Source organism: Streptomyces sp. SDT5-1 (assembly GCF_052245995.1).
Lineage (GTDB): Bacteria > Actinomycetota > Actinomycetes > Streptomycetales > Streptomycetaceae > Streptomyces.
In genome coordinates, this window is sequence record NZ_CM125963.1 from 5,999,600 (window position 1) to 6,025,043 (window position 25,444).

Sequence of the window (25,444 nt, forward strand, 5' to 3'; positions counted from 1 at the left end):
CTCGCGTGGCTGTGCGTCGCCTACTCGCGCTCGTCCGCCGTCGTGCGGCGCCGCCGCGCGAAGAACACTCCGCCGCCGATGACGACGAGGGCCGCCACCACGATGCCGATCACGATCCCGGTGGAACTGGACGAACCGCTGTCCTCGCTGTCGGACGCCGACGCGGGCTCGGCCGACCACCAGCTCCAATACCCGTCCTGGCCGTAGATGTTGCCGGCCGCCGTGGGCATCGTCTGGATGGACTTGATCTGGTCGGTGCGGTAGGCCTCGACCGCGTTCGGGTACGCCATGACGTTCATGTAGCCGGAGTCGTAGAGCCAGGACTCCATCTTCTTCACGGTGTCCGCGCGCGACGCCGGGTCGTAGTCGGCGAGCTGCTGGTTGTAGAGCTTGTCGAAGGTCTTGTCGCAGATGCCGTTGTCGGTCTGCGCGACCTCCTTCGGCTTGCTCGGCAGGGCGGCGCAGGTGTGGATGCCGAGGACGAAGTCCGGGTCCGGGTTGACCGACCAGCCGTCGAAGGCGAGGTCGTACTCGCCCGCGTACCAGGGCACGGAGACGTCGTCGACGCAGTTGAGCTTGAGGCCGATGCCGAGCTTGCCCCACCACTCCTTGAGGTACTTGCCGACCGCCTTGTCGTTGGGGTCGGTGGCGTGGCACAGCATCCGCAGGTCGATCGGCTTGCCGTCCTTGCCGACGCGCTTGCCGTCCTTCATCTTGTAGCCCGCGTCGTCCATCATCTTGGCCGCGGCCTTCGGGTCGTAGCTCAGTTGCTGATCGCTCGACGGCTGCCAGTAGTAGTCCTGGAAGCGCGGCGGGATGTAGCCCTGGCCGCGCACCGCGTGCCCCTGGAAGACCTTGCTGACGATGGTCTTGGTGTCGACGGAGCGGAAGAGTGCCTGGCGGAAGTCCTTGTCGAGCAGCGCCGGGTTCCCGTCGCCGAACTTCTTGCCGCTCTTGGTCTTCCAGCCGGGGTTCACCGCGATCGCGTAGAAGCGGCGGCCCGGGCCCTCGTTGACCTTGATGTCCTTCTCGCCCTTGAGGGACGCCGCCTGAGCGGGCGTCAGGGCGGGGGAGCCCGCCACGAAGGAGACCTCGCCCTTGCGCAGGGCGGCGACCGCGGCGTCCTGGTCCTTGTACGTCTTGAAGACGATGTTGTCGAACTGCGGCGTCTTCGTCTTGCGCCAGAAGTCCGGGTTGCGCTTCAGCTTCACGTACTGGTCGGTCTTGTAGCCGGTCACGACGAACGGGCCGTTGCCCACGATCGGGAACTTGTCGTCGTTGTTGAACTTCGAGTAGTCCTTGACGTCCTTCCAGATGTGCTCGGGCACGATCGGGATGTCGAGGGCCGTCATCGTCGCCTGCGGCTTCTTCAGCTCGACGACGAGCTTGGTGTCGCTGGGCGCCGTGACCTTCTTGAAGTTGCCGACGAACGAGCCGTTGGCGGTCGCCGCGCCGTCGTCCGTCATCATCTTGTTGAACGTGAAGGCGGCGTCGTGGGCGGTGGCCTTCTGGCCGTCGGACCACTTCGAGTCGGAGCGGATGGTGTACGTCCACGTCAGCTTGTCGGCCGACGGCTTCCACTTGGTGGCGAACCCCGGGATGACGTGGTTGTCCTTGGGGTCGTAGTTGGTCAGGTACTCGTACATCAGCCGGTGGATGCTCGTACTGACCAGGCGCGTCGCCAGGAACGGGCTCAGCGAGTCGACGCTCTGGGCGACGGCCACGGTGAGGGTCTTCTTCTTGCCGTCGTCGGCCTTGGCCTTCGCGGCGCTGTTCGCCTGCGCCTCAGCCCGCTGCGGTGCCGGGTTCAGCGGCGTCGCGAGACCGGCCGTCAGGGCGAGGGCCGCGGCGCCCGCCGCGAGGAGTATCCGTGCTCCGCGCCGTGTGGGGCGTGCCGTTCTGTCGTGCTGGTCTTGCTGAACTGGTGTGTCCATCGGCGGTGACCTCGCGCATCGCTCGCACAGCTGGGCTGGATCTGAGTATTCAGGTGGATTGAAGTGTTGGTTTATCAGCGCCAGTTGAGGGACGTCAACGGTGGGTGAACCCCATGTGGCCTGCGGAAATAACGAGTTGACCTGCATTTCACGCACATTGGTCGAGACCTCTGACGCGGTGCAGGCCAGGGGATGACACCCGGATGGGTGCAGGACACGCCGATGACCCGCACCGGCGTTCGACCGGGGCGGGTCATCGGGGTGATCGGCGGGTCACCGGGGGAGGGCGAACCCCTCGGCGACCATCGCGGACAGGTCGAAGTACGCCTCCCGCACCTTGGGTCGCATCATGTCGAGGTCGACCTCGGCGCCCGCCGCGAGGTGCTCGTCGAAGGGGATGACGGTGACGCCGCGGCAGCGGGTCCTGAAGTGGCCCACGATGTCGTCCACCTTGATCATCCGGCTGGTGTCGCGGACGCCGGAGATGACGGTGAGCGAGCGGCGGACGAGTTCGCTGTAGCCGTGCGCCGACAGCCAGTCGAGGGTGGTGCTCGCGCTCGACGCGCCGTCGACGGACGGGGTCGAGATGATGATCAGCTGGTCGGCGAGGTCGAGGACGCCGCGCATCGCGGAGTACAGCAGGCCCGTGCCGGAGTCGGTCAGGATGATCGGGTACTGGCGGCCGAGCACGTCGATCGCGCGGCGGTAGTCGGCGTCGTCGAACGTCGAGGAGACCTCGGGCTCCACGTCGTTGGCGATGATCTCCAGGCCGGACGGGGTGCGCGAGGTGTACTGGCGGATGTCCATGTACGAGTGCAGGTTCGGGATGTTCTGCACCAGGTCGCGGATGGTGGCGCCGGTCTCGCGGCGGACGCGGCGACCGAGGGTTCCGGCGTCGGGGTTGGCGTCGATGGCGAGGATTTTGTCCTGGCGTTCGGCGGCCAGCGTCGAGCCGAGGGCGGTCGTCGTGGTCGTCTTGCCGACGCCGCCCTTGAGGCTGATCACGGCGATCCGGTAGCAGGACGCGACCGGGGTGCGGATCAGCTCCAGCTTCCGCTGCCGCTCGGCCTCCTCCTTCTTCCCCCCGAACTTGAACAGCCCACCGCCACCACCGGCGCTGGGTGCCTTGCTCTTCTGCTTCTGCCGCTTGCTGTTGACCAGCCGATCCGCCGACAACTCGACGGCGGCGGTGTAGCCGAGGGGAGCGGTGGGGGTGGCGGGGTAGCTGTGGGGCGGGGGTGCCTGGTGCGGTGCGGCGGGATGTTGGGCGTGCGGCTGCGCGGGGGCGGCTGGTTGGGGGTGTGGCTGCGCCGGGGGCGCGGGGTGGTGCGGCGCGGCGTGCGGGGGGAGCGGCTGAGGCTGTGGCTGCGGAGGGCCGAAGCCGGGGTGCTGCTGGGGGTGGCCGTAGCCGGGCTGGGGGCTCTGCGGGGCGGGTGGCGGAGGGAATCCGTAGCCGGGCTGGGGTGAGGGCTGTGCGGGCTGAGGGAACCCGTAACCGGGCTGCGGCTGTTGGCCGGACGGCGCCGGGGGCTGCGGGAAGCCGTAACCCGGCTGGGGTTGCGGCTCAGCCGGGGCGGCGGGCTGGAACGACGGCGGCAGGGGCGGCACCCCGTCGGCCGGGGGAGGCGGAGGCGCCCACCCGGCGGGGCCGTCGGGCGCGGGAGCCGGCGCCTGCCCGGGGCCGACGGGTGCGGCGTCCCACGGGGTGGCATCGGCGACGGGCGCCGGGGCCTGCATCGGGGGCATGGCGCCGGGCGCGGGTGTGGGCGGTGCCGCGGGGGCGTGGGCCCACGAGTTGGGGTCGGTCGAGGGCGGCGCGGGCGCTTCCGCGGGCATCGCGCCAGGTGCTTCCGGCGTCGCGGTGGCTTCCGCTCGTACGGGGGCGGATTCGGGCTCCGGGGCAGGCGTCTGCGCAGGCGGTTGGGGTTCCGCCGCGGGCATCGCGCCGGGTGTCTCCGGCGTGGCGGTGGCTGCTGCTCGTACGGGAGTGGGCTCGGGCTCCGGGGCAGGCGTCTGCGCAGGCGGTTGGGGTTCCGCCGCGGGCATCGCGCCAGGTGCTTCCGGCGCCGCGGTGGCTTCTGCCCGTACGGGGGCGGATTCGGGCTCGGTGGTGGGCGCAGTGCCACCGGCCGCGGCAGGCGGCGCGGCCTCGGCGGCGGGTGCCGGGACCTCCGCCGGAGGCGTCGCCGCAGGCATCGCGCCCGGTCCCGCCGGAGGCGTCGGCGCAGCGGAATCCGGACGCGACGGTGTCGTCGTGTCGATGTCGACGTGGACCCGGTGGGCGTCCACCCACGCGCGGGCGCGCTCCTCCGGGCTCTGGGCCGGTTCCGCAGGGGCCGGGGCGGGCGGCTCACCCAGGGCCGCCAGCTCCTCGAAGCTCCGCTTCAGGGACGGCGCCGAGAACCGCAGCGTCGACCCGCTCTCCAGGTCACCGCCCCCGGCGGGAGCGTCCCCGTTCGCGCCCGCCGCCGCCGAACTCGCCCGCTCGTACCACGGCGGAGGCGCGTAGTCGATGGTGAACTCGCCCGTCGGCTCGGCGCCGGACGGCTCACCGGCTTCCCGATCGCTGCTCACAATGCCCCACCTTCCCCCTGCCCACTGGCACGTCCTGCCCCAGCCTAATCACCGGAACCGACAGCACGGCAGGCCCGCCCGACACCCCGTCGACTAGACTCGCCGCGCTGTGACAGGGGGAGGACGTGGCGTGCGGACACACATCAGGGGCGGCGCCCCACCCGTAGGCGTGCAGCGCCCCCGGCGCACTCGCACCGACTGACGACCCGCACCGCACCCGACCACGGCGAGAACTCACCCCATGCCTACCGCGCTCACCCACGACGACCCCGTCGCCCTCGGCCCGTTCCGCCTCGTCGCCCGCCTCGGCAGCGGCGGCATGGGCACGGTGTACGTCGCACGGACCGCAGGCGGCCGCACCGTGGCCGTCAAGACGATGCACGCCGCGCTCGCCGCCGACCAGGCGGGCCGCACCCGGTTCCGCCTGGAGATCGACGCCGCCCGCGTCATCGGCGGCCGCTTCGGCGCGAAGGTCGTCGACGCCGACCCGCTGGCCGAGACCCCGTGGCTGGCCACCGAATACGTGCTCGGCCCCCCGCTCGACGAGGCCGTCGAGACCGGCGGACCGCTCCCCGAGGCGACCGTACGGGCCCTGGGCGCCGCCCTGTGCGGAGCGCTCGGCCAGCTGCACCGCAGCGACGTCGTGCACCGCGACCTCAAGCCCTCCAACATCCTCGTCACGGCGTACGGCCCGAAGGTCATCGACTTCGGCATCGCCCGCGCCATCGGCGACATCCACCTCACGCACACCGGCTCCGCCGTCGGCACCCCCGCGTTCATGTCGCCCGAGCAGGCCACGGGCCAGGAACACGGCCCGGCGGGCGACGTGTTCGCGCTCGCCGGCGTGCTGGTGTTCGCGGCCCGCGGCAGCGGCGCCTTCGGTAACGGCCAGGCCGCCGACCTCCTGTACCGCGTCCGCTACGGCGAACCGGATCTGACCGGCGTACCGGCGGCACTGGCCCCCGTACTGGCGCGGTGTCTCGACAAGGACCCGGCACGACGGCCAAGCACCGAGGAACTCGCGGCCCAACTCCACAACGGACAGGGCGAGTTCGCCGACCACCTCTCCGAGTCGCTGCTCGGAGAGATCGGCCGCCGCGCCACCGACGTGTGGCAGGCCGCCCCGCCGCGCCTGCCCGCACCCCTGAACCACACGCTCCCGCACACCACCGCCGTCGCCACCACCGCGGGCGCCCCCGTCTCGCGGCGCCGGTTCCTCGCCGCCGGAGGCGTGCTCGGCGTCGGCGCCCTCGCGGCCGGCGGCGCCTGGTGGTGGACGGGCCGCTCCTCCGGCGAACCGGTCGCCGACCCCAAGAAGCCCACCACCCACGTCAAGCGCGACCTCGACCCCCTCTGGAAGGACGAGGGCTACTTCGAGAGCAGCGTCGTCGACGGTGGCAAGGCGATGATCCCGGCGATCGCGGGCGGCGTCGCCGTCGCCATGCGCGGCTACGCCCGCGGCCTCTCCGTGTCCGACGGCACGAAGAAGTGGGACGACCACATCGGCAGCGGCTGGCAGTGGGCCGCCGCGAGCGACACCCTCTACCACCTGTCGTACAACGTGTACCAGGACGAACGGGCCGGCGACCCCGTCACCCTCGACGCCGTCGACCCGCGCACGGGAAAGAAGACGAAGACCCTCGCCCGCCTCGCCGACACCAACGACCACCTCGAAGGCAACCAGATCCTCTGCGTCGCCGACGACATCGCCTACGTCGCGGTCGGCAAGGGCAAGGGCGACAAGCTCGGCTACGCGCCGGGCCAGAAGTGGACGCTGCGCGCCGTCGACTGCCGCACGGGGAAGACCGTGTGGTCGCGGCCGCTGCCCAAGCGGGCCGAGCTCGACCAGTCCATGCACATCATCGCCGCGAAGGCGGCGGGCGGGCGCCTCGTCACGTACCAGCAGATGAAGGAGGACGAGCCGCACATCGTCGTGCGCGACGCGAAGAACGGCCGTGTCCTGTGGGACGAGCCGTACCGCGTCGACGACGTCGCCCCGCTGTGGGCCGAGTTGGCCGTCGACGACACGCACCTCTACATCGGCGGGACCCGGCTGCGCGCCGTCCGCCTCAAGGACGGCAAGGCGCAGTGGCAGACCCCGGAGGGCCGCCCGTACGGCCCGCCGGTGCTCGCCGACGGCGTCCTGTACGCGGTCGGCGAGGGCGTCGGCCTCACCGCGTACACCGCGCGCACCGGAAAGCGGCTGTGGGCCGAGAAGAACGGCACCGCCGACGAACAGTCCAGGGCCTGGCGCCCGCTCGTCGGCAAGACGTGCGCGTACTACCGCAACGGCGGCCAGCTGTTCGCCGTCGACCTCGAGCGCAAGGAGGTCGTCCGCACGTACAAGACGGACGGCGACCGCTTCTACGCGAACCCCGAGCGCACCCGCATCCTCTCCCTCAGCAACAACGCCAAACTGGCCGCGTATCCCATGAAGTGACACCGCCCCCCCCCACAGATGCACAGGCACATTCCGCGACCGCCTCCCCGGCAGAAGGCCCCCAGATGAAACCCCTCGGCACAGGCGACCCCCTCCGCCTCGGTCCCTACCGCGTCCTCGGCGTGCTCGGCGAAGGCGGCATGGGCAAGGTGTACGTCGGCCAGGACGGCGCCGGGACGCTCGCCGCGGTCAAGGTGCTCAAGCCCGAACTCGCCCACGACACGAACCTCGCCCAGCGGTTCGTGCGCGAGGCGCAGGCCGCACAGGCCGTGCGCAGCAAGGGCGTCGCGAACGTCCTCGGAGCGTGGACCGAGGGCGGCAGGCCGTGGATGGCCACCGAGTTCCTCGCGGGCCTCACCCTCGACCAGGCAGTCGAGGCGCACGGCCCGCTCCCCGAACCCGCCCTGCGCGCCCTCGCGGCGTCCCTCGCGCACACCCTCGCCGACATCCACGCGGCGGGCTTCATCCACCGCGACCTCAAGCCGCCGAACATCGTGCTGACGTCCACGGGCCCGCGCATCATCGACTTCGGCATCGCACGGCCCGAGCACGGACTGACCCTCACCACCACCGGCGAGGTGCCCGTCACGCCCGGGTACGGCGCCCCCGAGCAGGTGCTCGGCCGCCGCGTCACCCCGGCCGCCGACATCTTCTCGCTCGGCGCGGTCCTCGTGTACGCGGCCACCGGGCAGCGCGCCTTCGACGGCGGCCACGTCGCGGCCGTGCAGTACGAGGTCGTCCACGGCGAACCCCAACTGCACGCGATACCGCCGCAGTTGACGCAACTCATCGCCCCCTGCCTCGCCAAGGACCCCGCCCACCGCCCCACCCCCGCGCAGATCGCCGACGCGATGCGGCCGCCCAAGGGCGCGGAGAAGGTGTGGCGGCGCGGCTCCGTCGCCGACGCCATCACCGAGCGCGAGACCGGCGCCAAGCACCTCGCGACGACCGTTGTGGGCGGCGTGGCCCCGCAGAAGCCCGGCATGTCCCGAAGACGCCTCCTGACCACGCTCGCCGTCGGCGGCACCGTCGCCGCGGTCGGCGGCGGCACGGCCGCCTGGTGGTACGGCTCGCGCCCCGACAGCGCCCTCTTCGACATCCCGGAGGCCGCCAGGACACCCGTACAGGCGCTGAAGTCCAAGCCCTCCGACGACTACGCCGAGAACGGCGGATCCATGAAGCTGTGGTCCGTCACCACCGCCGACGCCACCTCGCCCGAACTGCTGCCCGTGCGCGACGTCCTGGTCTTCGGCCTCGGCTCCGGCGGCATCGGAGCGTACGGCGTCAAGAACGGCACCAAGCGCTGGAGCGCCGACGGACTCCAGGCCCGATGCGGCTACGTCTCGCAGGGCGACCGGCTCGTCATCGGCGCGGACGCCGACGGCACGCTGCACACGTTCGTGCCCGCCACCGGCGAGGCCAAGTGGACCTGCGCGAAGGCCGAGGCCGAGACGCTGCTCGCCGCGGACGCCGACGCCGTGTACCTGATCACGAAGGACGGCAGGCTGCGCTCCGTCTCCAGCGCGGACGCCGAGGTGCGGTGGACCGTCACCGTGCCCGCGAAGTTCCGCAAGAAGCTGCACGGCCCCGCGGCCGTCGGCGGCGGCCGCCTCGTCGTCCCCGCCACCGACGGCACGGTCCTCGCGGTCCGCACCGACGACGGACGCACCGCCTGGCGGCAGGACGAGGAGTCCGAGTCCGTCGTCCGCCCCGCGATCGCCGACGGCATGGTCTACCTCAACGGCAAGACCCTGGAGGCCTACCGGCTGAGCGACGGCAACCGCGAGTGGAGCACGCTGCAGCTCGGCGGCGCCGACTCCGTCTACAGCAAGTGGGGCCCGCCGGAGGTGCACGGCGACCACGTGTACGCCAACGCCGTCGACGTCACCCGCTGCCACGACCGGTCCAACGGGCAGCAGCAGTGGTTCGCGGTCGGCCCGTCCACCACGAGCCGGGTCCTTTCGCAGGGCAGCGCCGTCTGGTCCGTCGACGACGGCGGCGGCATCGGGGAGCTCCAGCTCAAGGGCATCCCGCGCAAGGACGGCAAGAACCCCTGGACGACGCGCTACCCCCGCCCCCACTACTCGCGGATCGCCGTCGGGGGCAACCGGGTCTTCTTGCTCCTGGACAGCACGGTGCAGGCGCTGTCGGTGTTCTGAGCGACGGGTTCCGAGCGACAGGCTGTGAACGACGGGCTGTGAACGACGGGTTCCGGGCGCCGGATAGGCTCAGAGCGCTTTTGTCGACAACGGGGATGTTCCCGGGTGGGGGAGTGGTGACGGGTGGAGCGGTCGTACGGCTCGGGGGTGCAGCAGATGGGCCCGTACCAGCTGCTCACATCGATCGACCAGGAACCCGGCGCCGCTCCGGCGAACCGCTGCATCGCGCGCACGGTCGGCGGCGACCGTACGGTCCTGCTCTCCATGCCGGCCGCGGGCGTGGACCCGAACCGTTTCATGGCGGAGGCGGACGCCGCGCGCTATCTGCTGGGCAGTTGGACGCTGCCGACCGTGGAGCTGGCGCCGCCCGGCGGGGCGCCCTGGCACGCCCGCCCCTACGTCCCCGTGCTGCCGCTGCCGATGGCGCTCGCGCTGCACGGCGGCCCGCTGCCGGAGCGCACCGTCCGGGCCCTCGGCGTCGCGCTCGCCGAGACGCTGTCCGTCATCCACGGCCAGAGCCTCGTCCACGCCGGGCTCTCCCCGGCGGCCGTGCTGCTCTCCTTCGACGGTCCGCGCCTCGACTGCTTCGGCGCGGTACGGGCGGCGGCACCGGACGGTGCGGCGCGCCGCGACCTGCCGGGCATCGACGGCACGACCCTCGCCCCCGAACAGGCGGCGGGCGGCCGCCCGCGCCCCCTCGGAGACGTCTACGCACTGGGCGCCACCCTCGCGTACGCGGCGACGGGCCACACGGTGCCTGAACGCGACGAACTCCCGCCCTGGGCAAGGTCCTTGGTGAGCCGCTGCCTGTCACGCGACCCGGTGGGCCGCCCTCAACTGGCGGACGTGGTAGCCGAGTTGACGCGGGGCGCCGGGGCGGCGCACCAGCCGGTGGGCTTCGGCGCGACGGACCACGCGTCGACGCTCCTGCGACCGGGCTGGCTGCCGCCGCGCCTGGTGGCGGCACTGGCGCACCAGGCGTCGTCGATCCTGGACGCGGACGTACCGACGCCGACGCCGACGTACTGAACCCTGCAATCGCCTATGGGTGCTTACTGAGATTCGGAGTTACGGGGAGCGGGCTCGAGGTCGAACTCCCCGTCCCGCGCACCGAGCACGAACGCCGTCCACTCGGCCTCGGTGTACCGCAGGACGGTCTCCGGCTCCAGAGACGAACGCATCGCCACGGCGCCACCGGGCAGCCTCGCGATCTCGACGCGCTCCTCGTGCTGTTCGGTGCCGGGCGCGCTCTCCCACTCGACGCCGGAAATGTCGAGCGCGTACAACTCGTTCTTCTCGCGCTCCTTGCGGGCCTCGATCTCCTCCGGCGTCTCGCCTGAGTTCCCCACCGCCGCACCAGCCCTTTCCGTCGTCCTGCGACAATCACGTTCAGCTTAGTGCGACCCCTCCCGCCCTCACGGGCTTTGGCCAAAGGTCAACCCTGATGGGTGGTCCGGGATCTTTGGTGGAGGAAGCGCCCCGAGGGACACGGGGGTCCCGTGAGTCCGGCAGGATGACTGACGCAACTTCACGGGAGGACTTTCAGCAGTGAGCACCAACCATCCGGGCCCGTACGGCGCGCAGCCGGGACCGTACGGCCACCAGCCCCCGCCGCAGGCGCCGTACGTTCAGCAGCCGGTCCCGCCCCAGGGCCCGTACGGCCAGCAGCAGTTCGGCGGTGGGGGAGGCGTCGGCCACGGCTACGGCTGGCCGCCCCAGCAGGGATTTCCCTCAGGCCCCCCTCGTAAGAGCGGAAAGGGCTGGTGGGTGGTGGCCGGTGTGCTGACGGGCCTCATCGCGCTCGGCGGCGGAGTGGTCTGGCTCCTCCTTCCGAAGGGCCCGGAGGACGACGGCCCGCACCGCCTGGCGGCGCCGTCCACGATGTCCTTCTCGACGTACTACCGGGCGGGCGACCCGAAGGACCCGCACCTTGCGACGACCGATGCGAAGAAGCTGGACTGGTACGAGATGGAGAAGCCCACGGAGATCGCCGTGAGCTACTCCGACGAGCTCCTCGACGGCGCGGACACGTCGTCCGACGCGTCAGACGCGTTGCGGCGCGCGCAGAACAGCAAGAGATTCTCGGTGGTCGGCGCGTACGGACGTTTCAACAACCCGGAACTGGCCCTGAGTTACTACTTCGGGATGGTGCGCGACAACCTCCGCGAGACCGCGGACAAAGCCCCCGGCCACGTCATCTCGTCGCTGAGCGTCGAGGAGGACACGGAAACGGACTCGCTCGACGGAGCGGCGCTGCGGTGCGCGAACCTCAAGGTGGACAGCTGGGACGACGACGAACCGGCCACGGAGACGGTGGTGTGCGGCTGGGCCGACTACGCGACGGTCGGCGTGGTGACCCCGTACAACGGCATGCTCCGGATGTCGAAGGAGGAGTCGGCGGACCTCACGGGCAAGATCCGCAACGAGATGCGGGTACCGACGAACTAGCCAAAAGGCCCGTGACCAGTTGCTGGTCACGGGCCTCCCTGTCTCATCTCTTCGGCTACTGCCGGGGCGGCCCCCACTGCGGGGGCTGCTGCTGGTGGGGCGCCTGCTGCGGATACCCGCCCTGCTGGTAGGCGTGCGGCGACGGCATCATGCCGGGAGCACCGGGCCCGCCCGGGCCGCCGCGGTTGTTCTTGTTGCGGGAGACGACGACGATCACGATGATCACGGCGATGACGACGAGGGCGCCGATGCCGATGCCGGTGTAGAGGAGGACGTTCGAGTCGTCGCTGTCCGAGGAATCGGAGGCGCTGTCGGACGAATTGCCTGCCGCCTTGCCCTTGTCACCGGAGGCCTTGGGAAGCGTGGACAGGTCCCAGGGCCCGTCGGCGCCTCCCTTGGGGATGTCGGCGGTGAGTGCCTTGAGCGGGCTGAGGTCGCCGTAGCCGTGGTAGGCATCCGGCAACTTGGCCTTGTCGACGCCCTTGGCGATGTACGTGGACTTGATGATCCGGTTGACGAGCTGGCCGGGGGTGTAGTCCGGGTACTTCTGCTTGAGGAGGGCGAAGGTGCCGGAGGCGATGGCGGCGGACATCGAGGTGCCGTCGGTGGTGAGGTAGTCGCTCTTGTGCGAGTTGCCGTCGGCGTCCTCGTAGTCACCGTTCGCGGTGGCCATGATGAGGCTCTTCGCGGGTGCGGTGAACATCAGGGACTTGGAGTAGTTCGATGCGCCGTCGTCATCGTCCCAGCGGTTGCCGTCCTGCGTGGAGCCGCCGACCTGGACGACTCCCGGAACGCTGGCGAGGCCGCGCTTCTCCTCGGCTCCGTCGTTGCCCGAGCTGTTGACGACGACGACGTTGTGAGCGAGGGCGTAGGCGATGGCCGCCTTGTCCGTATCGTCCGCGTAGTCCTCGCCGACGGAGATGTTGATGACGTCCGCGCCCTGGTCCACGGCGTACTTGATTGCCTCGTCCCACTCGCAGGCATGCGGGTTGTCGGCGCCGACGGGGCCGCCTTCGTTCTCGAAGATGTCGATGGGCAGGATCTTCGCGGCGGGGGCCATCCCGAGGACGCCCTGACCGTTCCCGGCGCCGTGCCCGTGGCCGGCGATCAGGGAGGCCATGGCCGTGCCGTGGTCGTCGAGCGTTTCGCGATTGGCGGGCTGGCCGTCCTTGCAGCGCTTTCCGGGGAGGACGTTGTTGGTGAGGTCGGGGTGTGTGCCGTCGACGCCGTCGTCGAGGACGGCGACGGTGACGCCCTTGCCGGTGGCGACCTTGTGGACGGCGTCGATGTCGAAGGCCTTGTTCTGCCACTGGCTGTTTCTGGTCGCGTCTGCCGACGCGGCCGATGCGGTGCCGAGCACCAGGGCTCCCACCATGGCCGCGCCGCCGATCGCGCGTAGCGTCCTGTGCGCGAAGCGCATGCTCTGACACCTTTCGTGGTGAATTCCGTGCAGCGTGCGTGGGGCCCACGACCGGGAAAGGTCGTGGGCCCCACGCAAGGGTTCTGATTGATGATGGGTGAGCGGCCGTCATGGGACTCGTTCGCGACTGGTTTCATCCTCGAAGAGGTGACCGGACGGCGAGTGTTGTCACCGGCCGCAGTCGTCGTTGACGCCCCGCACGGCTGTCACTGGCGAGGCGGTCCCCACTGCGGAGGCTGCTGCTGGCCGTAGGGGCCGGGCTGCTGCTGGGGCGGGTAGCCGCCCTGCTGGTAGGTGGGCGGGGGCATGGTGCCGAGGGCTCCCGGCCCGCCGGGGCCGCCGCGGTTGTTCTTGTTGCGGGAGACGACGATGATCACGATGATCACGGCGATGACGACGAGGGCGCCGATGCCGATTCCGACGTAGAGAAGCGTGTTGGAGCCGCCGTCTTCCGAGGAGCTGGAGGCGTTGTCGGACGAGTTGTCGGCCGGCTTGCCCTTGTCGGCAGTCTTCGGGAGCGCGGACAGGTCCCAGGGGCCGTTCTCGCCGCCCTTGGGAATGTCGGCGGTGAGTGCCTTGAGCGGGCTCAGGTCGCCGTATCCGTGGGTCGCGTCGGGGAGCTTGGCCTTGTCGACGCCCTTGGCGATGTAGGTGGACTTGATGATCCGGTTGACGAGCTGGCCGGGGGTGTAGTCCGGGTACTTCTGCTTGAGGAGGGCGAAGGTGCCGGACGTGATGGCCGCGGACATCGAGGTGCCGTCGGTGGTGAGGTAGTCGCCCTGGTGGCTGTTGCCGGCGGCGTCGTCATAGTCGCCGTTGGCCGTGGCGACGGTGATGTCCTTGCCCGGGGCGGTGAAGAGCAGGTCCTTGGAGGAGTTCGATTCCTCCCAGACGGTTCCGCTCTGCGTGGAGCCGCCGACCTGGGTCACACCAGGTACTGAGCCGAGACCATCGCGCTCCTCGACCCCTGCGTTGCCCGAGGACTGGACAACGACGACGTTGTGGGCGAGCGCGTAGGCGATCGCTTCCTTGTCGCCTTGGCCCGAGTAGTTCTGCGAGACGGAGATGTTGATGACGTCGGCGCCTTGATCGACGGCATAGTGAATCGCCTTGCTCCAGTTGCAGGCGGCTTCCTTCTCCTCATCGACGGCGCCGCCCTCGGTGGAGTAGATGTCCACCGGGAGGATCTTGGCGTCCGGGGCCAGCCCCAACAAGCCCTGGCTGTTGCCCGCGCCATGACCGTGGGCTGCGATCAAGGAAGCCATTCCCGTGCCGTGGTCGTCGAGCGTTTCGCGATTGGCGGGCTGGCCGTCCTTGCAACGCGTGCCGTCGAGGACGTTGCCCTTCAGATCGGCTTGTGTGCCGTCGACGCCGTCGTCGAGGACGGCGACGGTGACGCCCTTGCCGGTGGCGACCTTGTGGATGGCGTCGATGTCGAAGGCCTTGTTCTGCCACTGGCTGTTTCTGGTCGCGTCTGCCGACGCGGCCGATGCGGTGCCGAGCACCAGGGCTCCCACCATGGCCGCGCCGCCGATCGCGCGTAGCGTCCTGTGCGCGAAGCGCATGCTCTGACACCTTTCGTGGTGAATTCCGTGCTGTTGTGCGTGGGGCCCACGACCGGTGATGGTCGTGGGCCCCACGAACGCTATCTGGTTACTCGATGACAGGCGGATTCGCCTTGCGGTCCTTCGGCTTCCAGGTGCTCTCGTCCTCGACCAGGTAGTCGGGGAGACGGCCCGCGTTGCCGTTCTCGCCGCGCTGCTTTCCTGCACCGCGTCCGCCGGCTGCTCCGGCGGGGCCGAAGCCGTTGCGGCCGTTCTGGCCCCGGCCGCCCGCACCGGCACCGCCTCCGGCAGCGGGGCGATTGCGGAGGCCGGTGCCGCCGGGGGTGAACGCCCCGCCGGTCTTTCCCTTGGCTCCGCCGACCATGCCGCCCTTCACACGGGCGCCCGCGCCGGTCTTGCCGCCGAGGCCGCCCTTGCCCGCCGCGCCGCCTGCGCCGTGGGCGCCGCCGCCCATGCCGCCCATGCCGCGACCTGTCGCGCCGGTGCCGCGACCCGCCGCACCGCCGCCTGCCATGCCGCGACCGGCTGCTCCGCGGCCTGCAGCGCCGCCGCCCATGCCGCGGGCGAGGCCTGCGGCGCCGCCGGCCATGCCGCCTGCGAGGCCACCGGCCATGCCGCCACCGATGCCGCCGCCACCCGCGCCGGCTCCGGCTCCGCCGCCGCTGAGGCCGGGGGCCGAAGGAAGACCGGCTCCGGCGCCGGAACCCGGGCCTCCGCCGATACCGGGACCGGCGCTCTCCAGACTGGTGCCGATCTGGGAGGGGGCGGCTCCCGAGGCGGTCGGAGACTTCAGCCCGCTCGTGTCGAAGCCGGGGATGCCCTGGCCCGCGCCGCCTCCGCCGATACCGGTGCCACCGCTGATGCCCGGGTTGGTGCCTCCTGCCCCGGGGACGTTCATGTCGCCGCCAGGACCATTGATGTCCGGCTTCTTCGGGGGCTGAGGCGGCGTGTACTCGCCACCCTTCTTGAGCGAGGACGCGTTCGCCTTGTAGTTGTAGCCCAACTGCTCCATGTGGGTCGCAGCTTGGAGCGCAGCCTGCCGCTTCGCTCCCATCTTGTCGCCCCACTTGTTCATGACGTCTTCGGTCTTCATGCCGGAGGCGAGGTCGGCGTCAATGCTGCTTCCGGAGCTTCTGACGCTCTGGTACAGCTGGTATTCGGTGTACAGCTGTGTGGCAGGGTTGGCGAGCATCATGGCGTAGTCCTTGGCGGACATGTTGCTGAACATGTCCGTCGCGGTGTCCCACGCCTCGTCCCACCAGCTGACGTCGATGCTCTGGACCTGATCCTGGATCCGATACAGCTCGTCCGCGGAGTTGTCCATCGCCTTGCCGGCGAGTTGGGCGAAGGTCCCGCCCTGGGCCATCTCCTGGCTGATCTTGCCGGCCTCTTCCTGGAACTTGTCCGCGGACGAGCCCTTCCACTTCTCCAGGACCTTCTTGACGGCGCTGTCGAACTGGGCCTTCAGACCACCGTTGCCGTCGGAGCCCACGAGTTGTTCCTGGACCTCGGTCCAGTTCTGCGCGACCTCTTTGACGGTCTGAGGCTTGGCGTCCGCAACCATCTGCTTCAGCCGGTCGAGGTCGTTCTGGTTGAAGTGCGTGTCCCAGCCCTTGCCCGAGCCACCACCGCTCAAGCCGCCGCCCGACGGCGCGTCTGCCACCATCTCCCCGTCCCCCTTCAGGCGTTGCGGTCCGCGACGCCGGTGTCGCCGGTCTCCTTGACCGTGTTGTTGGCTTCGGCGTCCTGGTAGACGCCGTGAGCCTTCTTCGCCTTCTTGCCGAACTTGTCGACGAGCTTCTCGATCTTCTCGATCATGTCGACTTCGATCTTGTGCTTCATCTCGCCGTGGGCGTCGTACAGCTCCTGCGCCTCCGAGAAGCCGTTCCCCAGGGCGCCGTTCGGCAAGTACGTCCCGTACTTGACCTTGTCCTTGGGCCCGTTCATGTCAGCCAAGACCTGATTCAGCTCCTTGACCACCTGGTCAAGGGCGTCAAGATCGACCTCGTAACCACCATCAGCCATCGCAGGCCGCCTTCCCCGTTCTCCCCTGATGCCGTTGTTTCGCGCCTGGTTCAGCGCGCAGACAGCGTCTCTAGAATCTCGCGTCGCACACCGAACTCACAAGTCGAGCACAGGTTCCCTCACACAACGTCCTCGCCTCGCCGCCGCAACCAGTCCCGCCGCGCCATCGCGCCCGCCGCGATCACCGCGAGGCCGAGGCCGCCGCCGATCACCAGGTACGTGCCGTAGCGGGAGTGGCGTTCCGCGGGGGTTTCGCCGAGGGTGAGTTTGGCGGCGGTGATCTTTTCGTCGCCGTTGCGGTTGGTGCCGGCCGCGCCCTGGAGGTCCTCGTTGGTGATCTGCTTGCTCGGCGGCGTCGGGTCCTTGATCGCGGCGACGGGGTCGATGACGCCCCAGCCGATGTTGTGGTCGTGGTACGCGTGGGAGCGCGAGGCGGTGTCCTCGAGGTGCCAGATGATCTGCTCCGGCGTCCACTTGGGGTGCTTCTGCTTGAGCAGCGCCGCGACCCCGGCGACGTAGGGCGCGGAGAACGACGTGCCCTGGTCGACGCACTGGCCGCCCTGCGGCACCGTCGAGACCATGTCGACGCCGGGCGCCGCGATGTCCACGTGCTTGTTCGGCGTCGAGAACGGCGCGCGCTCGTTGTTGCGGTCGGAGGCCGCGACCGACAGCACGTTGGTGTTCGCGAGCGCCGCGGGATAGGTGTCGGACGACTTGCCCGACGAGCCGCTGTTGCCGGCCGAGGCGACGATGAGGATGCCCTTCGCCTCGGCCCGGTTCACCGCGGCCTGGAGCGCGGCGACCTTGGACACGTTGGCCGACGTGCCCTGCGAGATGTTGATGACGTCCGCGCCCGCAGAGACGGCCGTGTTGATGGCGTCGACCATCGTCGCCAGGTTGCCGCCCTCCTCCGCCGTGCTGGTCTGGAGGGGCAGGATCTTGACGTTCGGGGCGAGGCCGTGGAACCCGGTGCCGCTCATCTGGCCCGCGGCGATGATGCCGGCCACCTTGGTGCCGTGGCCGACACCGTCGACGGTGGCCTTGCCCTTCGCGAACGACTTGCCGGCGAGGACCTTGCCGGCCAGCTGCTCGTTCTTCTTGTCGACGCCGGTGTCGATGACCGCGACGGTCATGCCGTCACCCTTGAGGGTGCCGCCCTCCCACAGCTGCTCCGTGATGACACGCTGGAGCGACCACGGGGTTCCCTTGATGACATTGCCGCCGAACTGGCAGTCGGTGGATGCCAGTTGCGTACCGTCGCCCTCGTCGGCGACCGCGGGCGTCGCGGTCAGACAGGCGAGTGCGGCCGTCGCCGCGAGCGCCGCGGCTGCGCGTCGCGCTGCGGCCTTGGGTGCCACGCTGGGTGCCACGGTGTCGGTTCCCCCTAGGAAGTGCTGCGTCACGAGTTCTGCGTCTGCTCGGCGGCCTTGGTCGTCAGGTCGGGGCCGGACGGCAGCAGCTTGGACCACTGGGACGGCACCGACACCTTGGTCGTCTTCTCGTAACCGAGGCGGATCTGCGCCTTGCCGACCTCGTCCTTGTCCGAGCCGGAACCGTCCTTGCCGGAGTCGTTGTTGACCGGCAGGTAGTAGCGCAGACCCGTGTCCGTGACCAGGTAGTTGAAGCCGCTGGCGGACTCGCCCTCCTTCTCCTGGTAGAGCAGGCCGCTGCCAGGGCTCACGTACGACGACGCGCTCGACGCGATGGAGGTGATGGGCAGCGAGTCGCCGGCCCAGGTCGACAGGTTCGTCGACTTCCCGCCGTTGTAGACCGAGCAGGAGGTGTCGTTCGAGCCGCCGTTGGCGAGCGAGACGGCCTCGGTGGGCCAGCTGCTGCCGCCCGACAGGCTGCTCCCGGTGTCCGGCTCGAGTTCGGTCTGCCGGATCGTCCGGGCCTGGCGGTTGCGGAGGGTCTCGGCCAGCAGCTTCGTCTGGAAATCGCTGACGGCGATGACGCGGTCCTGCTCGACCAGGTAGTGCTGGCCACTGTTGGTCTTCAGGAGCGTGCCGGTGGTGCGGTACTTCGGCGGAACGCCGTCGGCGGTGGACGGAGAGCCGTCACCAGGGATGAACGGCATCTTGATCGGCTGACGGCTCTGGGTGAGCGTGGCGAGCCAGTCGTCGGTGACGGTGCGCGGCTTGGCGCCGTCGCCGAACAGGGTGCGGATCAGCGAGTCGAGGTTGCCGCCCTGGCTGGCCTCGAGCTTGTACGCCACCCCCTTGCTGCTCACCAGGTACGGAGTCCTGGCCTCGTCCTGGACGTACAGCGCCTGGCCGGAGCCGAGCTTGCCCGAGCCCTTCGCGGAGACCTTCTTCGCGTCGTCCTTGTCGAGCACGAACACGGTCTGCTGCGTGGACGTGGACATCGCGTCGGCGCCGCCGATCGCCTGCTGGCACAGCGCCCACACCTTGGCCGTGCCGGCGTCCTTGGAGTTCGGCATTCGGTCGGGGGCGTACGGAATTCCGACCATCGAACCCTGGGCGATATTCGATTCGTCGAGGAACTTCTCCTTGACGGTCTTCACGGAACCCTCACCGCTGTTTTTCGGGTTCAGCAAAAGCTTCGCGGATGCGAGGTTGAGGACCGGGTGAAGGACCGGCTTGTCCTTGCCGTTCTTGTCCTTCTTGCCCGACTTGAGGACCACGTACCGCGTGGCGGACGGGTCCGTGACGATGATCCCGGCCTCGGGGGTGTCCCAGCCCTTCGGCGCCACCGGGCTGATCATGCCGCAGGCGCCGAAGCCCGCCAGGACCACCACGGCCATGACGATGCCGGGCACCGCGTGCTTCAGCGGGCGCGGGGCGCTGTCCACCGATCCATTGGGGAGTGGCTTGAGAAAAGCGGCAACGGTCCGCTTGCGTGCGAAATTGTAGGCATTCAGCTCATCACGACGTGATGCCATCGTTACGTATTCTCCCCGTCCTCGCTGGACCGTGCTGGACTATTGCTGCTGGCCCACTTCTCGACCACCCCCGGCGCATGCGCCGCACGGGCCTCTACTATGCCGTGTGGTGATCGGGCCGTAGCGTACGGGTACGGTTTTTCCACGCGCCAGCCGACGTTGGGTCCCGATGGCCCCGGGGCGGTCCGATACCGACCGATTCAGCCCAGCCGGCCATCACGAATCATCACAGCAGCGAGCGAAGGAGCAGGGCGGGGGATGTCCAGCGCCAGCAGGACCCGACAGCGCGGCAATCAGGGGCGACCGGCCCCGAACGGGCGCCGCGGAGGGGGCCGTTCCGGAGGTCGCCCCAACGGCAGGCCCGGTGGGCAGAACGGGCGTGGCGGACGCGGTGGTCGTACCGCGCAGGTCGCCGCGCCGCCGCAGCAGCAGGCCGCGCCTCCGGCCAGGCCCAAGCTGCCGCGCAAGACCGGCAGCTTCGGACCGATCAGCACGCACCACCTGATCATCATCGAGATCGCGCTCGCTCTCGTCGTGGCCGCCGCCGCGATCAAGGCCGTGCTGATCCTGCCCGCCGCCGTCATCGGCGGGCTGCTCGTCTTCCTCCAGCTCGGCAGGCGCCGCCGCCACCCGCTCCCCGAGTGGATGGCGATCGGCCGCGCGCTCAAGCGCCGCCGCCGCGCCTTCAACGGACCGCCGCCCGCCGACATCGACAGCGGATTCGCGCCGCTCCTCGAGGCGGACCCGAGCCTGCGCACGTACGAGTACGAGGCCAGGGACCGCCGACTCGTCGGGTTCGTCGGCGACGGCACGTTCCTGACGGCACTCGTTCAGGTGGACTCCGCGCCCGGCCCGCTGCGCCCGCAGGGCGAAGCCAGGCCGCTGCCCGTCGAGCTGCTCGCCGACGCCCTCGACGTCGAGGACATCCACCTCGAATCGGTGCAGTTGGTGCAGTACACCCAGCCCGCGCCCGCCCCGCACCTGCCGCCGCAGGCCCTCGCCGCCCAGGCGTACGCCGCGCTCCAGGCGCAGGCCGGCACCCCGGCCGTCCGCATGACGTGGGTCGCGCTCAAGCTCGACCCCGAGCTGTGCCCGGAGGCCGTCGAGGCCCGCGGCGGCGATCTGCGCGGCGCCCAGCGCGCCCTGCTGCGCGCGGCCGACCAGCTGATCAGCCGGCTCAACGGCCAGGGCTTCGTCGCCGAGATCCTCGACGAGAACGCGGTGCTCTCCGCGCTCTCCGTCGCCACCTGCGTCAACCCGCGCGCCAACCTCAACGCCCAGTCCCAGCGCGGCAGTTCGGGCCCGCGCACCGAGGAGACCGTGCGCGCCTGGCGGTGCGACGACCGCTGGCACGCCTCGTACTGGATCGGCACCTGGCCGCAGCTCGGGCGCGGCGGCACCCCGCTCGGCGCGCTCGCGGCGGGGCTCTCCACGACCCGTACGCTCGCGACGACGTTCAGCGTCGCCCTCGCGCGCGCGGGCCGTGAGGACGTCGCGGTCAGCGGTCACGTGCGGCTCTCCGCGCGCAGCGAGAACGAACTCGGCCAGGCCAAGCGCGAACTCGAGCGCGCCGCCTCCGGCCTCAAGGCCGGCCTCGTCCGACTCGACCGGGAACAGCTGCCCGGCCTCCTCGCCACTCTTCCCCTCGGAGGCACGCGCTGATGAGCACCCCCCAGGACCCGAACGGGCAGATGACACCCGAGCAGTACGCCGAGCAGGAGCGCCGCGCCGCGGAGGCGGCCGAGCGTCGCAGGCAGTGGGAGGCCCAGCAGGCCGCCGCCCAGCAGCAGATGACCCCCGAGCAGCAGGCGGACCAGGAGCGGCGCGCGGCCGAGGCGGCGGAGCGTCGCAGGCAGTGGGAGGCCCAGCAGGCCGCCGCCCAGCAACAGCAGCAGGGCTACGGCTACCCGCAGCAGCAGCCCACGCCGGAGGCCGGTGGCTACGGCTACCCGCAGCAGCAACAGCAGCCCACCCCGGAAGCCGGGGGTTACGGCTACCCGCAACAGCAGCAGCCGACCCCCGAGGCGGGCGGCTACGGCTACCCGCAGCAACAGCAGCAGCTCACGCCCGAGCAGGCGGCCGCCCAGCAGCAGGCCGCGCAGCAGCAGGCGGCCGCCGAACAGGCCGCCGCCCAACAGCAGGCCGCCGCCGCCCAACACGCGGAAGAACAGCGGCAGTTGCGCCTCCGGTACCAGGAGGAGCAGCGGCGCGCCGAGGAGGCGGAGGCCCGCCGCCGCGAGTGGGAGGACCAGCAGCGCCAGCAGCAGATGGCCGCCCAGCAGCAGCTCGCGGCCCAGCAGCAGGCGGCGGCGCAGCAGCAGTACGCCCAGCAGCCGCAGCCGGACCAGCAGCAGCCGCAGGACCCGTCGCAGGGCGGCGTCGTCGGCGGTGTCTCCGGCGGCGTCGGACACGTACAGCAGCAGGCGCCCGCGGCCACCGGCACCACCATGACGTACGCGCCCGCGCCCGAGGTCGGCTCCGGCAGGCCCACGCACCGCGCGCTCCCCGACGAGCCGGACGAGGACGACTTCGCCGAGTTCGAGGAGGAGTTCACCAGCCCCGGCTACGGGCTCCGCGGACCGCGCAGGCGCCGCCACGTCATGTCGAAGAAGTCGCTCGGCTCGCTCGGCGTCAGCGTCGGCGACGACGGCGTCGTCATCGGCGTCGACCCGCAGGGCAGCCCCGCCGTCCTCGACGTGCTGCGCCCGCGCCCCCGCGAGATCGTCGTCGTCGGCTCGATGTGGACCGCGCAGATCATCGCGCTGCGCACCGCCGCCATCGGCGCGCGCATCGCCGTCGAGTCGGTGCGCCCCGCCGCGTGGGCGCCGATGGCGCAGGCGGCGGGCGGCGGCCTCCAGTGCGTCTCCGTGTACGAGCCGCGCCAACTGGCCGCGCAGGGCGCGTCCGTGGCGAGCCCCGTGCTCGTCGTACGGGACCTGGGCGCGCAGCCCGGACGCTCCCAGGTCGCGCCGACGCCGTGGCAGTCGACGCTCACCGTCGTGCCGTTCCTCGGACCGCGCGCGCCGCGACTGCTCGCCCGCGCCGACGTGATCGGGCTGCAGAACCTCTCCCCGCAGGAGGCGGAGGTCATCGGCCGGGTGCTGCGGCTGCCCGAGCAGGTCACGCAGACGCTGCCGACGCTCAGCGACGCGACGATGCTGTGGATCGCGGGCGACAAGCACCAGTACGTGATGGTGCAGCCGACGGAGCCGGAGACCGGGCTGCTGGGCGGCCCGCGCCGGATGGACTGACCGCGGCAGACAGTTTCACGGGGCGGGTCGTGCCGTGGAGAGCGGGTACGTGGTGACGCGTACCGCCTTTACGGCCGCCGCCCCGAACCGTTTACGCTGTCCGGACGAACGGCTGAGACACGAGTGGCGCGGGGCCGCCGCGACGGTCGGGGGCGACGGCGCGCGACCCGCCAGGTCCCGCCGGATCCGGTCGTTCAGGTGCACAGCAGAGACCAGGAGGCACAGTGACCAGTGACCGGGACCAGCGGAACCCGGACCCCGGCGACGGTTCGATCGAGACGGAGCTGACCGGGGAGTTCCGGCTCGACTTCGACGCGCCGTCCTGGTACGCGCAGCCAAGCGGATCGAATGCGACGCCGCCGTCCGGTACGCCCGCGAACGCGCAGGCCGACACGGCAGGGGGGAACACCCCGCCGCCCGCGCAGGGTCCCTCGTCCGAGGGGTCCGCGCCGCCGCCTCCGCCGGCCGCGCCGGGATTCCCGACGTTCGGCGCGCCTGCCGCGGGTGCGGGTGCGGAAACGGGTTCGGGTTCCGGTTCGCCGGAGCAGCCGGCACCGGCCGCACCGCCCGCCGCTCCTGAGGCCGAGGCCGCGCCGTCGAGCCACCGGTCCGGTGCGGTCGACCCCACGGGTGACCTGTGGGGCGACGACGATGACGAGGACGAGGCCGAGGAAGCGGTGTCGGCCGAGCCCGCTGCCGCCGAGGCCGCGGGGGACGCGAACCAGGCGGCGGAGCCCGAGGGTTCGGACGTGCAGCCGGCCGCTGCCGCCGCTCCCGCTGCCCCGGCGCCCGCTCCGGCTCCGGAGGCGCCGCAGGCTCCGGCGCCGCCCGCCCCGGTCGCGGGTGGGTACGGCTACCCGCAGCCTCAGGCCCAGCCGCAGCCCCAGCCGCAGCCGGGCCAGCAGCCGCCGGCCGCCGGTGGTTACGGCTATCCGCAGCCGCCGGTCCAGCCGGGGTACGGCTACCCGCCGCAGCAGCCTCAGCCGGGGCAGCCCGGTCAGCCGCAGCCTCCGGTGCAGCCGCAGGCCGGTCAGCAGCCCGCTCCCGGTCAGCCAGGCCAGCCCATGCCGCCGCAGCAGCCCGGCCCTTACGGTCAGCCGATGCCGCCGCAGCAGCCGGGTCCCTACGGTCCGCCGCAGGGCCAGCCCCAGCCGGGGCAGCCGCAGCCCACCGCGGGTGGTTACGGCTATCCGCAGCCGACGGCTCAGCCGGGGTACGGCTACCCGCCGCAGCAGCCCCAGCCGGGGCAGCCCGGTCAACCGGGTCAGCCGCAGCCTCAGCCGCAGCCCGGTCAGCAGCCGGCCCCCGGTCAGGACGCGGGCCAGACGCCGCCCGCGGCCCCGTCCCCGTACGGCCAGCCGCCGCAGGGACAGCCGGGCCAGCCGCAGCCTCCGGTGCAGCCCGGTCAGCAGGCCCCCGGTCAGCAGGCCGCTCCCGGCACCCCCGCCCCGCCCTCGTACCCGCAGCCGGCGGTCGATCCGCGCGCGGGCTGGGACCCGGGTGCGGGCCAGCAGCGCTCGGCGCCGGGCGCGCCCCTCGGCTACAACGCGCAGGTGGAGCTCAGCTCCGACCGACTCCTGCGCAACCAGCCGAAGCGCAAGAACAACAACAAGGGCCCCAGCAAGTTCAAGCTGGGCGCGAAGGCGGCCGAGGCCGAGCGGCAGCGCAAGCTCCAGTTGATGCGCACGCCGGTCATGTCCTGCTACCGCATCGCGGTGATCAGCCTCAAGGGCGGCGTCGGCAAGACGACGACCACGATGTCGATCGGCGCGACCCTCGCGTCGGAGCGCCAGGACAAGATCCTCGCGATCGACGCCAACCCGGACGCCGGCACGCTCGGCCGCCGTGTGCGCCGCGAGACCGGTGCCACCATCCGCGACCTGGTGCAGAACATCCCGCACCTGCACTCGTACATGGACATCCGGCGGTTCACCTCGCAGGCCCCCTCGGGCCTCGAGATCATCGCCAACGACGTGGACCCGGCCGTCTCGACGTCCTTCAACGACGCCGACTACCGCTCCGCGCTCGACGTCCTGGGCCGCCAGTACCCGATCATCCTGACCGACTCCGGCACGGGCCTGCTGTATTCCGCGATGCGCGGAGTCCTCGACCTGGCCGACCAGTTGGTCATCATCTCGACCCCGTCGGTGGACGGCGCGTCCAGCGCCAGCACGACCCTCGACTGGCTGTCGGCGCACGGCTACGCGGACCTCGTCCAGCGTTCCCTCACGGTCATCTCCGGTGTCCGCGAGACCGGCAAGATGATCAAGGTGGACGACATCGTCAGCCACTTCGAGACGCGCTGCCGCGGCGTGGTCGTCGTCCCGTTCGACGAGCACCTGGCGGCGGGCGCCGAGGTCGACCTCGACATGATGCGCCCGAAGACGCGGGAGGCGTACTTCGAGATCGCGGCGCTGATCGCCGAGGACTTCGCGCAGCGCGCCGAGGCGCAGATGCAGGCGGGCGGCATGTACGGCGGCCAGCAGCAGCCGGGCATGCCCCCGGCCGGCTTCCCGCCGCAGCAGCAGGGCGGTTACGGGCAGCAGCAGCCGCCCGCGGCCCCGCAGGGCTACGGCTACCCGCAGCAGCAACAGCCGCCGCAGGCCCCGCAACAGCCGCAGCAGCAGCCGCCCCAGCAGCCGGGCGGCGGCGGCCTCCCGTCGGGCTGGACGACGCAGCAGCCGCCGCAGTAAGCCACACGTTGCATGACGAAGGGGCCCCGTCCA

16 protein-coding genes are annotated in these 25,444 nt (G+C 71.2%); 7 read left to right on the plus strand and 9 right to left on the minus strand.

Translation table 11 applies throughout. The features are described 5' to 3' along the window. Window positions 1–20: 20 nt before the first annotated feature. Together ACTWJ8_RS27755 and ACTWJ8_RS27760 are read right to left on the minus strand one after the other, a co-directional pair. On the minus strand, window positions 21–1,934 hold the full coding sequence (locus ACTWJ8_RS27755) for an ABC transporter substrate-binding protein (RefSeq protein WP_356389319.1): 1,914 nt from the start codon (window positions 1,932–1,934) through the stop codon (window positions 21–23). Window positions 1,935–2,207: 273 nt separating this feature from the next. Beyond that, window positions 2,208–4,508: an AAA family ATPase gene (locus ACTWJ8_RS27760; RefSeq protein WP_443260544.1), complete on the minus strand. Its 2,301-nt coding sequence runs from the start codon at window positions 4,506–4,508 to the stop codon at window positions 2,208–2,210. Between the two features lie 241 nt (window positions 4,509–4,749). On the opposite strand from ACTWJ8_RS27760, the gene ACTWJ8_RS27765 reads away from it, so the two are divergent. The 3 genes from ACTWJ8_RS27765 to ACTWJ8_RS27775 all read left to right on the plus strand — a co-directional run bounded on the left by ACTWJ8_RS27765 (window position 4,750) and on the right by ACTWJ8_RS27775 (window position 10,136). Beyond that, window positions 4,750–6,948: a protein kinase domain-containing protein gene (locus ACTWJ8_RS27765; protein WP_443260545.1), complete on the plus strand. Its 2,199-nt coding sequence runs from the start codon at window positions 4,750–4,752 to the stop codon at window positions 6,946–6,948. 65 nt (window positions 6,949–7,013) lie between these two features. Beyond that, window positions 7,014–9,107, plus strand: coding sequence for a protein kinase domain-containing protein (locus ACTWJ8_RS27770; protein ID WP_443260546.1), 2,094 nt, complete (start codon window positions 7,014–7,016; stop codon window positions 9,105–9,107). 156 nt (window positions 9,108–9,263) lie between these two features. Further along, window positions 9,264–10,136, plus strand: a complete 873-nt coding sequence (locus tag ACTWJ8_RS27775) for a serine/threonine protein kinase (protein ID WP_443265008.1) — start codon at window positions 9,264–9,266, stop codon at window positions 10,134–10,136. 23 nt (window positions 10,137–10,159) lie between these two features. Here ACTWJ8_RS27775 and ACTWJ8_RS27780 read toward each other — a convergent pair whose 3' ends face one another. Continuing rightward, window positions 10,160–10,456, minus strand: a complete 297-nt coding sequence (locus tag ACTWJ8_RS27780) for a DUF397 domain-containing protein (RefSeq protein WP_356389327.1) — start codon at window positions 10,454–10,456, stop codon at window positions 10,160–10,162. A gap of 199 nt (window positions 10,457–10,655) precedes the next feature. Here ACTWJ8_RS27780 and ACTWJ8_RS27785 point away from each other — a divergent pair, with 199 nt between their 5' ends. Further along, window positions 10,656–11,555, plus strand: a complete 900-nt coding sequence (locus ACTWJ8_RS27785; RefSeq protein WP_443260547.1) for a hypothetical protein — start codon at window positions 10,656–10,658, stop codon at window positions 11,553–11,555. A 55-nt stretch (window positions 11,556–11,610) separates the two neighbouring features. Here ACTWJ8_RS27785 and ACTWJ8_RS27790 read toward each other — a convergent pair whose 3' ends face one another. The 6 genes from ACTWJ8_RS27790 to eccB all read right to left on the minus strand — a co-directional run bounded on the left by ACTWJ8_RS27790 (window position 11,611) and on the right by eccB (window position 19,467). Beyond that, complete coding sequence (locus ACTWJ8_RS27790; protein ID WP_443260548.1) at window positions 11,611–12,975, minus strand: S8 family serine peptidase; 1,365 nt, start codon at window positions 12,973–12,975, stop codon at window positions 11,611–11,613. A 206-nt stretch (window positions 12,976–13,181) separates the two neighbouring features. After that, window positions 13,182–14,540 carry a S8 family serine peptidase gene (locus ACTWJ8_RS27795; protein WP_443260549.1) on the minus strand — a complete coding sequence of 453 codons (1,359 nt, stop codon included), beginning with the start codon at window positions 14,538–14,540 and terminating at the stop codon, window positions 13,182–13,184. A gap of 88 nt (window positions 14,541–14,628) precedes the next feature. After that, window positions 14,629–16,206, minus strand: coding sequence for a hypothetical protein (locus ACTWJ8_RS27800; protein WP_443260550.1), 1,578 nt, complete (start codon window positions 16,204–16,206; stop codon window positions 14,629–14,631). 14 nt (window positions 16,207–16,220) lie between these two features. Continuing rightward, complete coding sequence (locus ACTWJ8_RS27805) at window positions 16,221–16,487, minus strand: hypothetical protein (protein ID WP_443265010.1); 267 nt, start codon at window positions 16,485–16,487, stop codon at window positions 16,221–16,223. A gap of 197 nt (window positions 16,488–16,684) precedes the next feature. Beyond that, window positions 16,685–17,935, minus strand: coding sequence for a type VII secretion-associated serine protease mycosin (mycP, locus tag ACTWJ8_RS27810; protein WP_356389336.1), 1,251 nt, complete (start codon window positions 17,933–17,935; stop codon window positions 16,685–16,687). A gap of 29 nt (window positions 17,936–17,964) precedes the next feature. Continuing rightward, the gene (gene eccB / locus ACTWJ8_RS27815) at window positions 17,965–19,467 is read right to left on the minus strand and encodes a type VII secretion protein EccB (protein ID WP_356389338.1); all 1,503 of its coding nucleotides are present in this window, start codon (window positions 19,465–19,467) and stop codon (window positions 17,965–17,967) included. 258 nt (window positions 19,468–19,725) lie between these two features. On the opposite strand from eccB, the gene eccE reads away from it, so the two are divergent. The 3 genes from eccE (at window position 19,726) to ACTWJ8_RS27830 (ending at window position 25,411) form a co-directional block, all read left to right on the plus strand. Continuing rightward, complete coding sequence (eccE, locus tag ACTWJ8_RS27820) at window positions 19,726–21,129, plus strand: type VII secretion protein EccE (protein WP_356389340.1); 1,404 nt, start codon at window positions 19,726–19,728, stop codon at window positions 21,127–21,129. Then, the gene (locus ACTWJ8_RS27825; RefSeq protein ID WP_443260551.1) at window positions 21,129–22,718 is read left to right on the plus strand and encodes a hypothetical protein; all 1,590 of its coding nucleotides are present in this window, start codon (window positions 21,129–21,131) and stop codon (window positions 22,716–22,718) included. The genes eccE and ACTWJ8_RS27825 overlap by 1 nt, the downstream gene beginning before the upstream one ends. Window positions 22,719–22,942: 224 nt before the next feature. Next, a complete protein-coding gene (locus tag ACTWJ8_RS27830; RefSeq protein WP_443260552.1) occupies window positions 22,943–25,411 on the plus strand; it encodes an AAA family ATPase in 2,469 nt (822 codons plus the stop codon). The last annotated feature ends 33 nt before the right edge of the window (window positions 25,412–25,444 follow it).

Bases quoted from the DNA above. Each gene is read 5' to 3' on its own strand.
- ACTWJ8_RS27755 (WP_356389319.1), bottom strand. From the start codon at position 1,934: ATGGACACACCAGTTCAGCAAGACCAGCACGACAGAACGGCACGCCCC.
- ACTWJ8_RS27765 (WP_443260545.1), top strand. From the start codon at position 4,750: ATGCCTACCGCGCTCACCCACGACGACCCCGTCGCCCTCGGCCCGTTC.
- ACTWJ8_RS27770 (WP_443260546.1), top strand. From the start codon at position 7,014: ATGAAACCCCTCGGCACAGGCGACCCCCTCCGCCTCGGTCCCTACCGC.
- ACTWJ8_RS27775 (WP_443265008.1), top strand. From the start codon at position 9,264: ATGGGCCCGTACCAGCTGCTCACATCGATCGACCAGGAACCCGGCGCC.
- ACTWJ8_RS27790 (WP_443260548.1), bottom strand. From the start codon at position 12,975: ATGCGCTTCGCGCACAGGACGCTACGCGCGATCGGCGGCGCGGCCATG.
- ACTWJ8_RS27795 (WP_443260549.1), bottom strand. From the start codon at position 14,540: ATGCGCTTCGCGCACAGGACGCTACGCGCGATCGGCGGCGCGGCCATG.
- ACTWJ8_RS27800 (WP_443260550.1), bottom strand. From the start codon at position 16,206: ATGGTGGCAGACGCGCCGTCGGGCGGCGGCTTGAGCGGTGGTGGCTCG.
- ACTWJ8_RS27805 (WP_443265010.1), bottom strand. From the start codon at position 16,487: ATGAACGGGCCCAAGGACAAGGTCAAGTACGGGACGTACTTGCCGAAC.
- eccB (WP_356389338.1), bottom strand. From the start codon at position 19,467: ATGGCATCACGTCGTGATGAGCTGAATGCCTACAATTTCGCACGCAAG.
- eccE (WP_356389340.1), top strand. From the start codon at position 19,726: ATGTCCAGCGCCAGCAGGACCCGACAGCGCGGCAATCAGGGGCGACCG.
- ACTWJ8_RS27825 (WP_443260551.1), top strand. From the start codon at position 21,129: ATGAGCACCCCCCAGGACCCGAACGGGCAGATGACACCCGAGCAGTAC.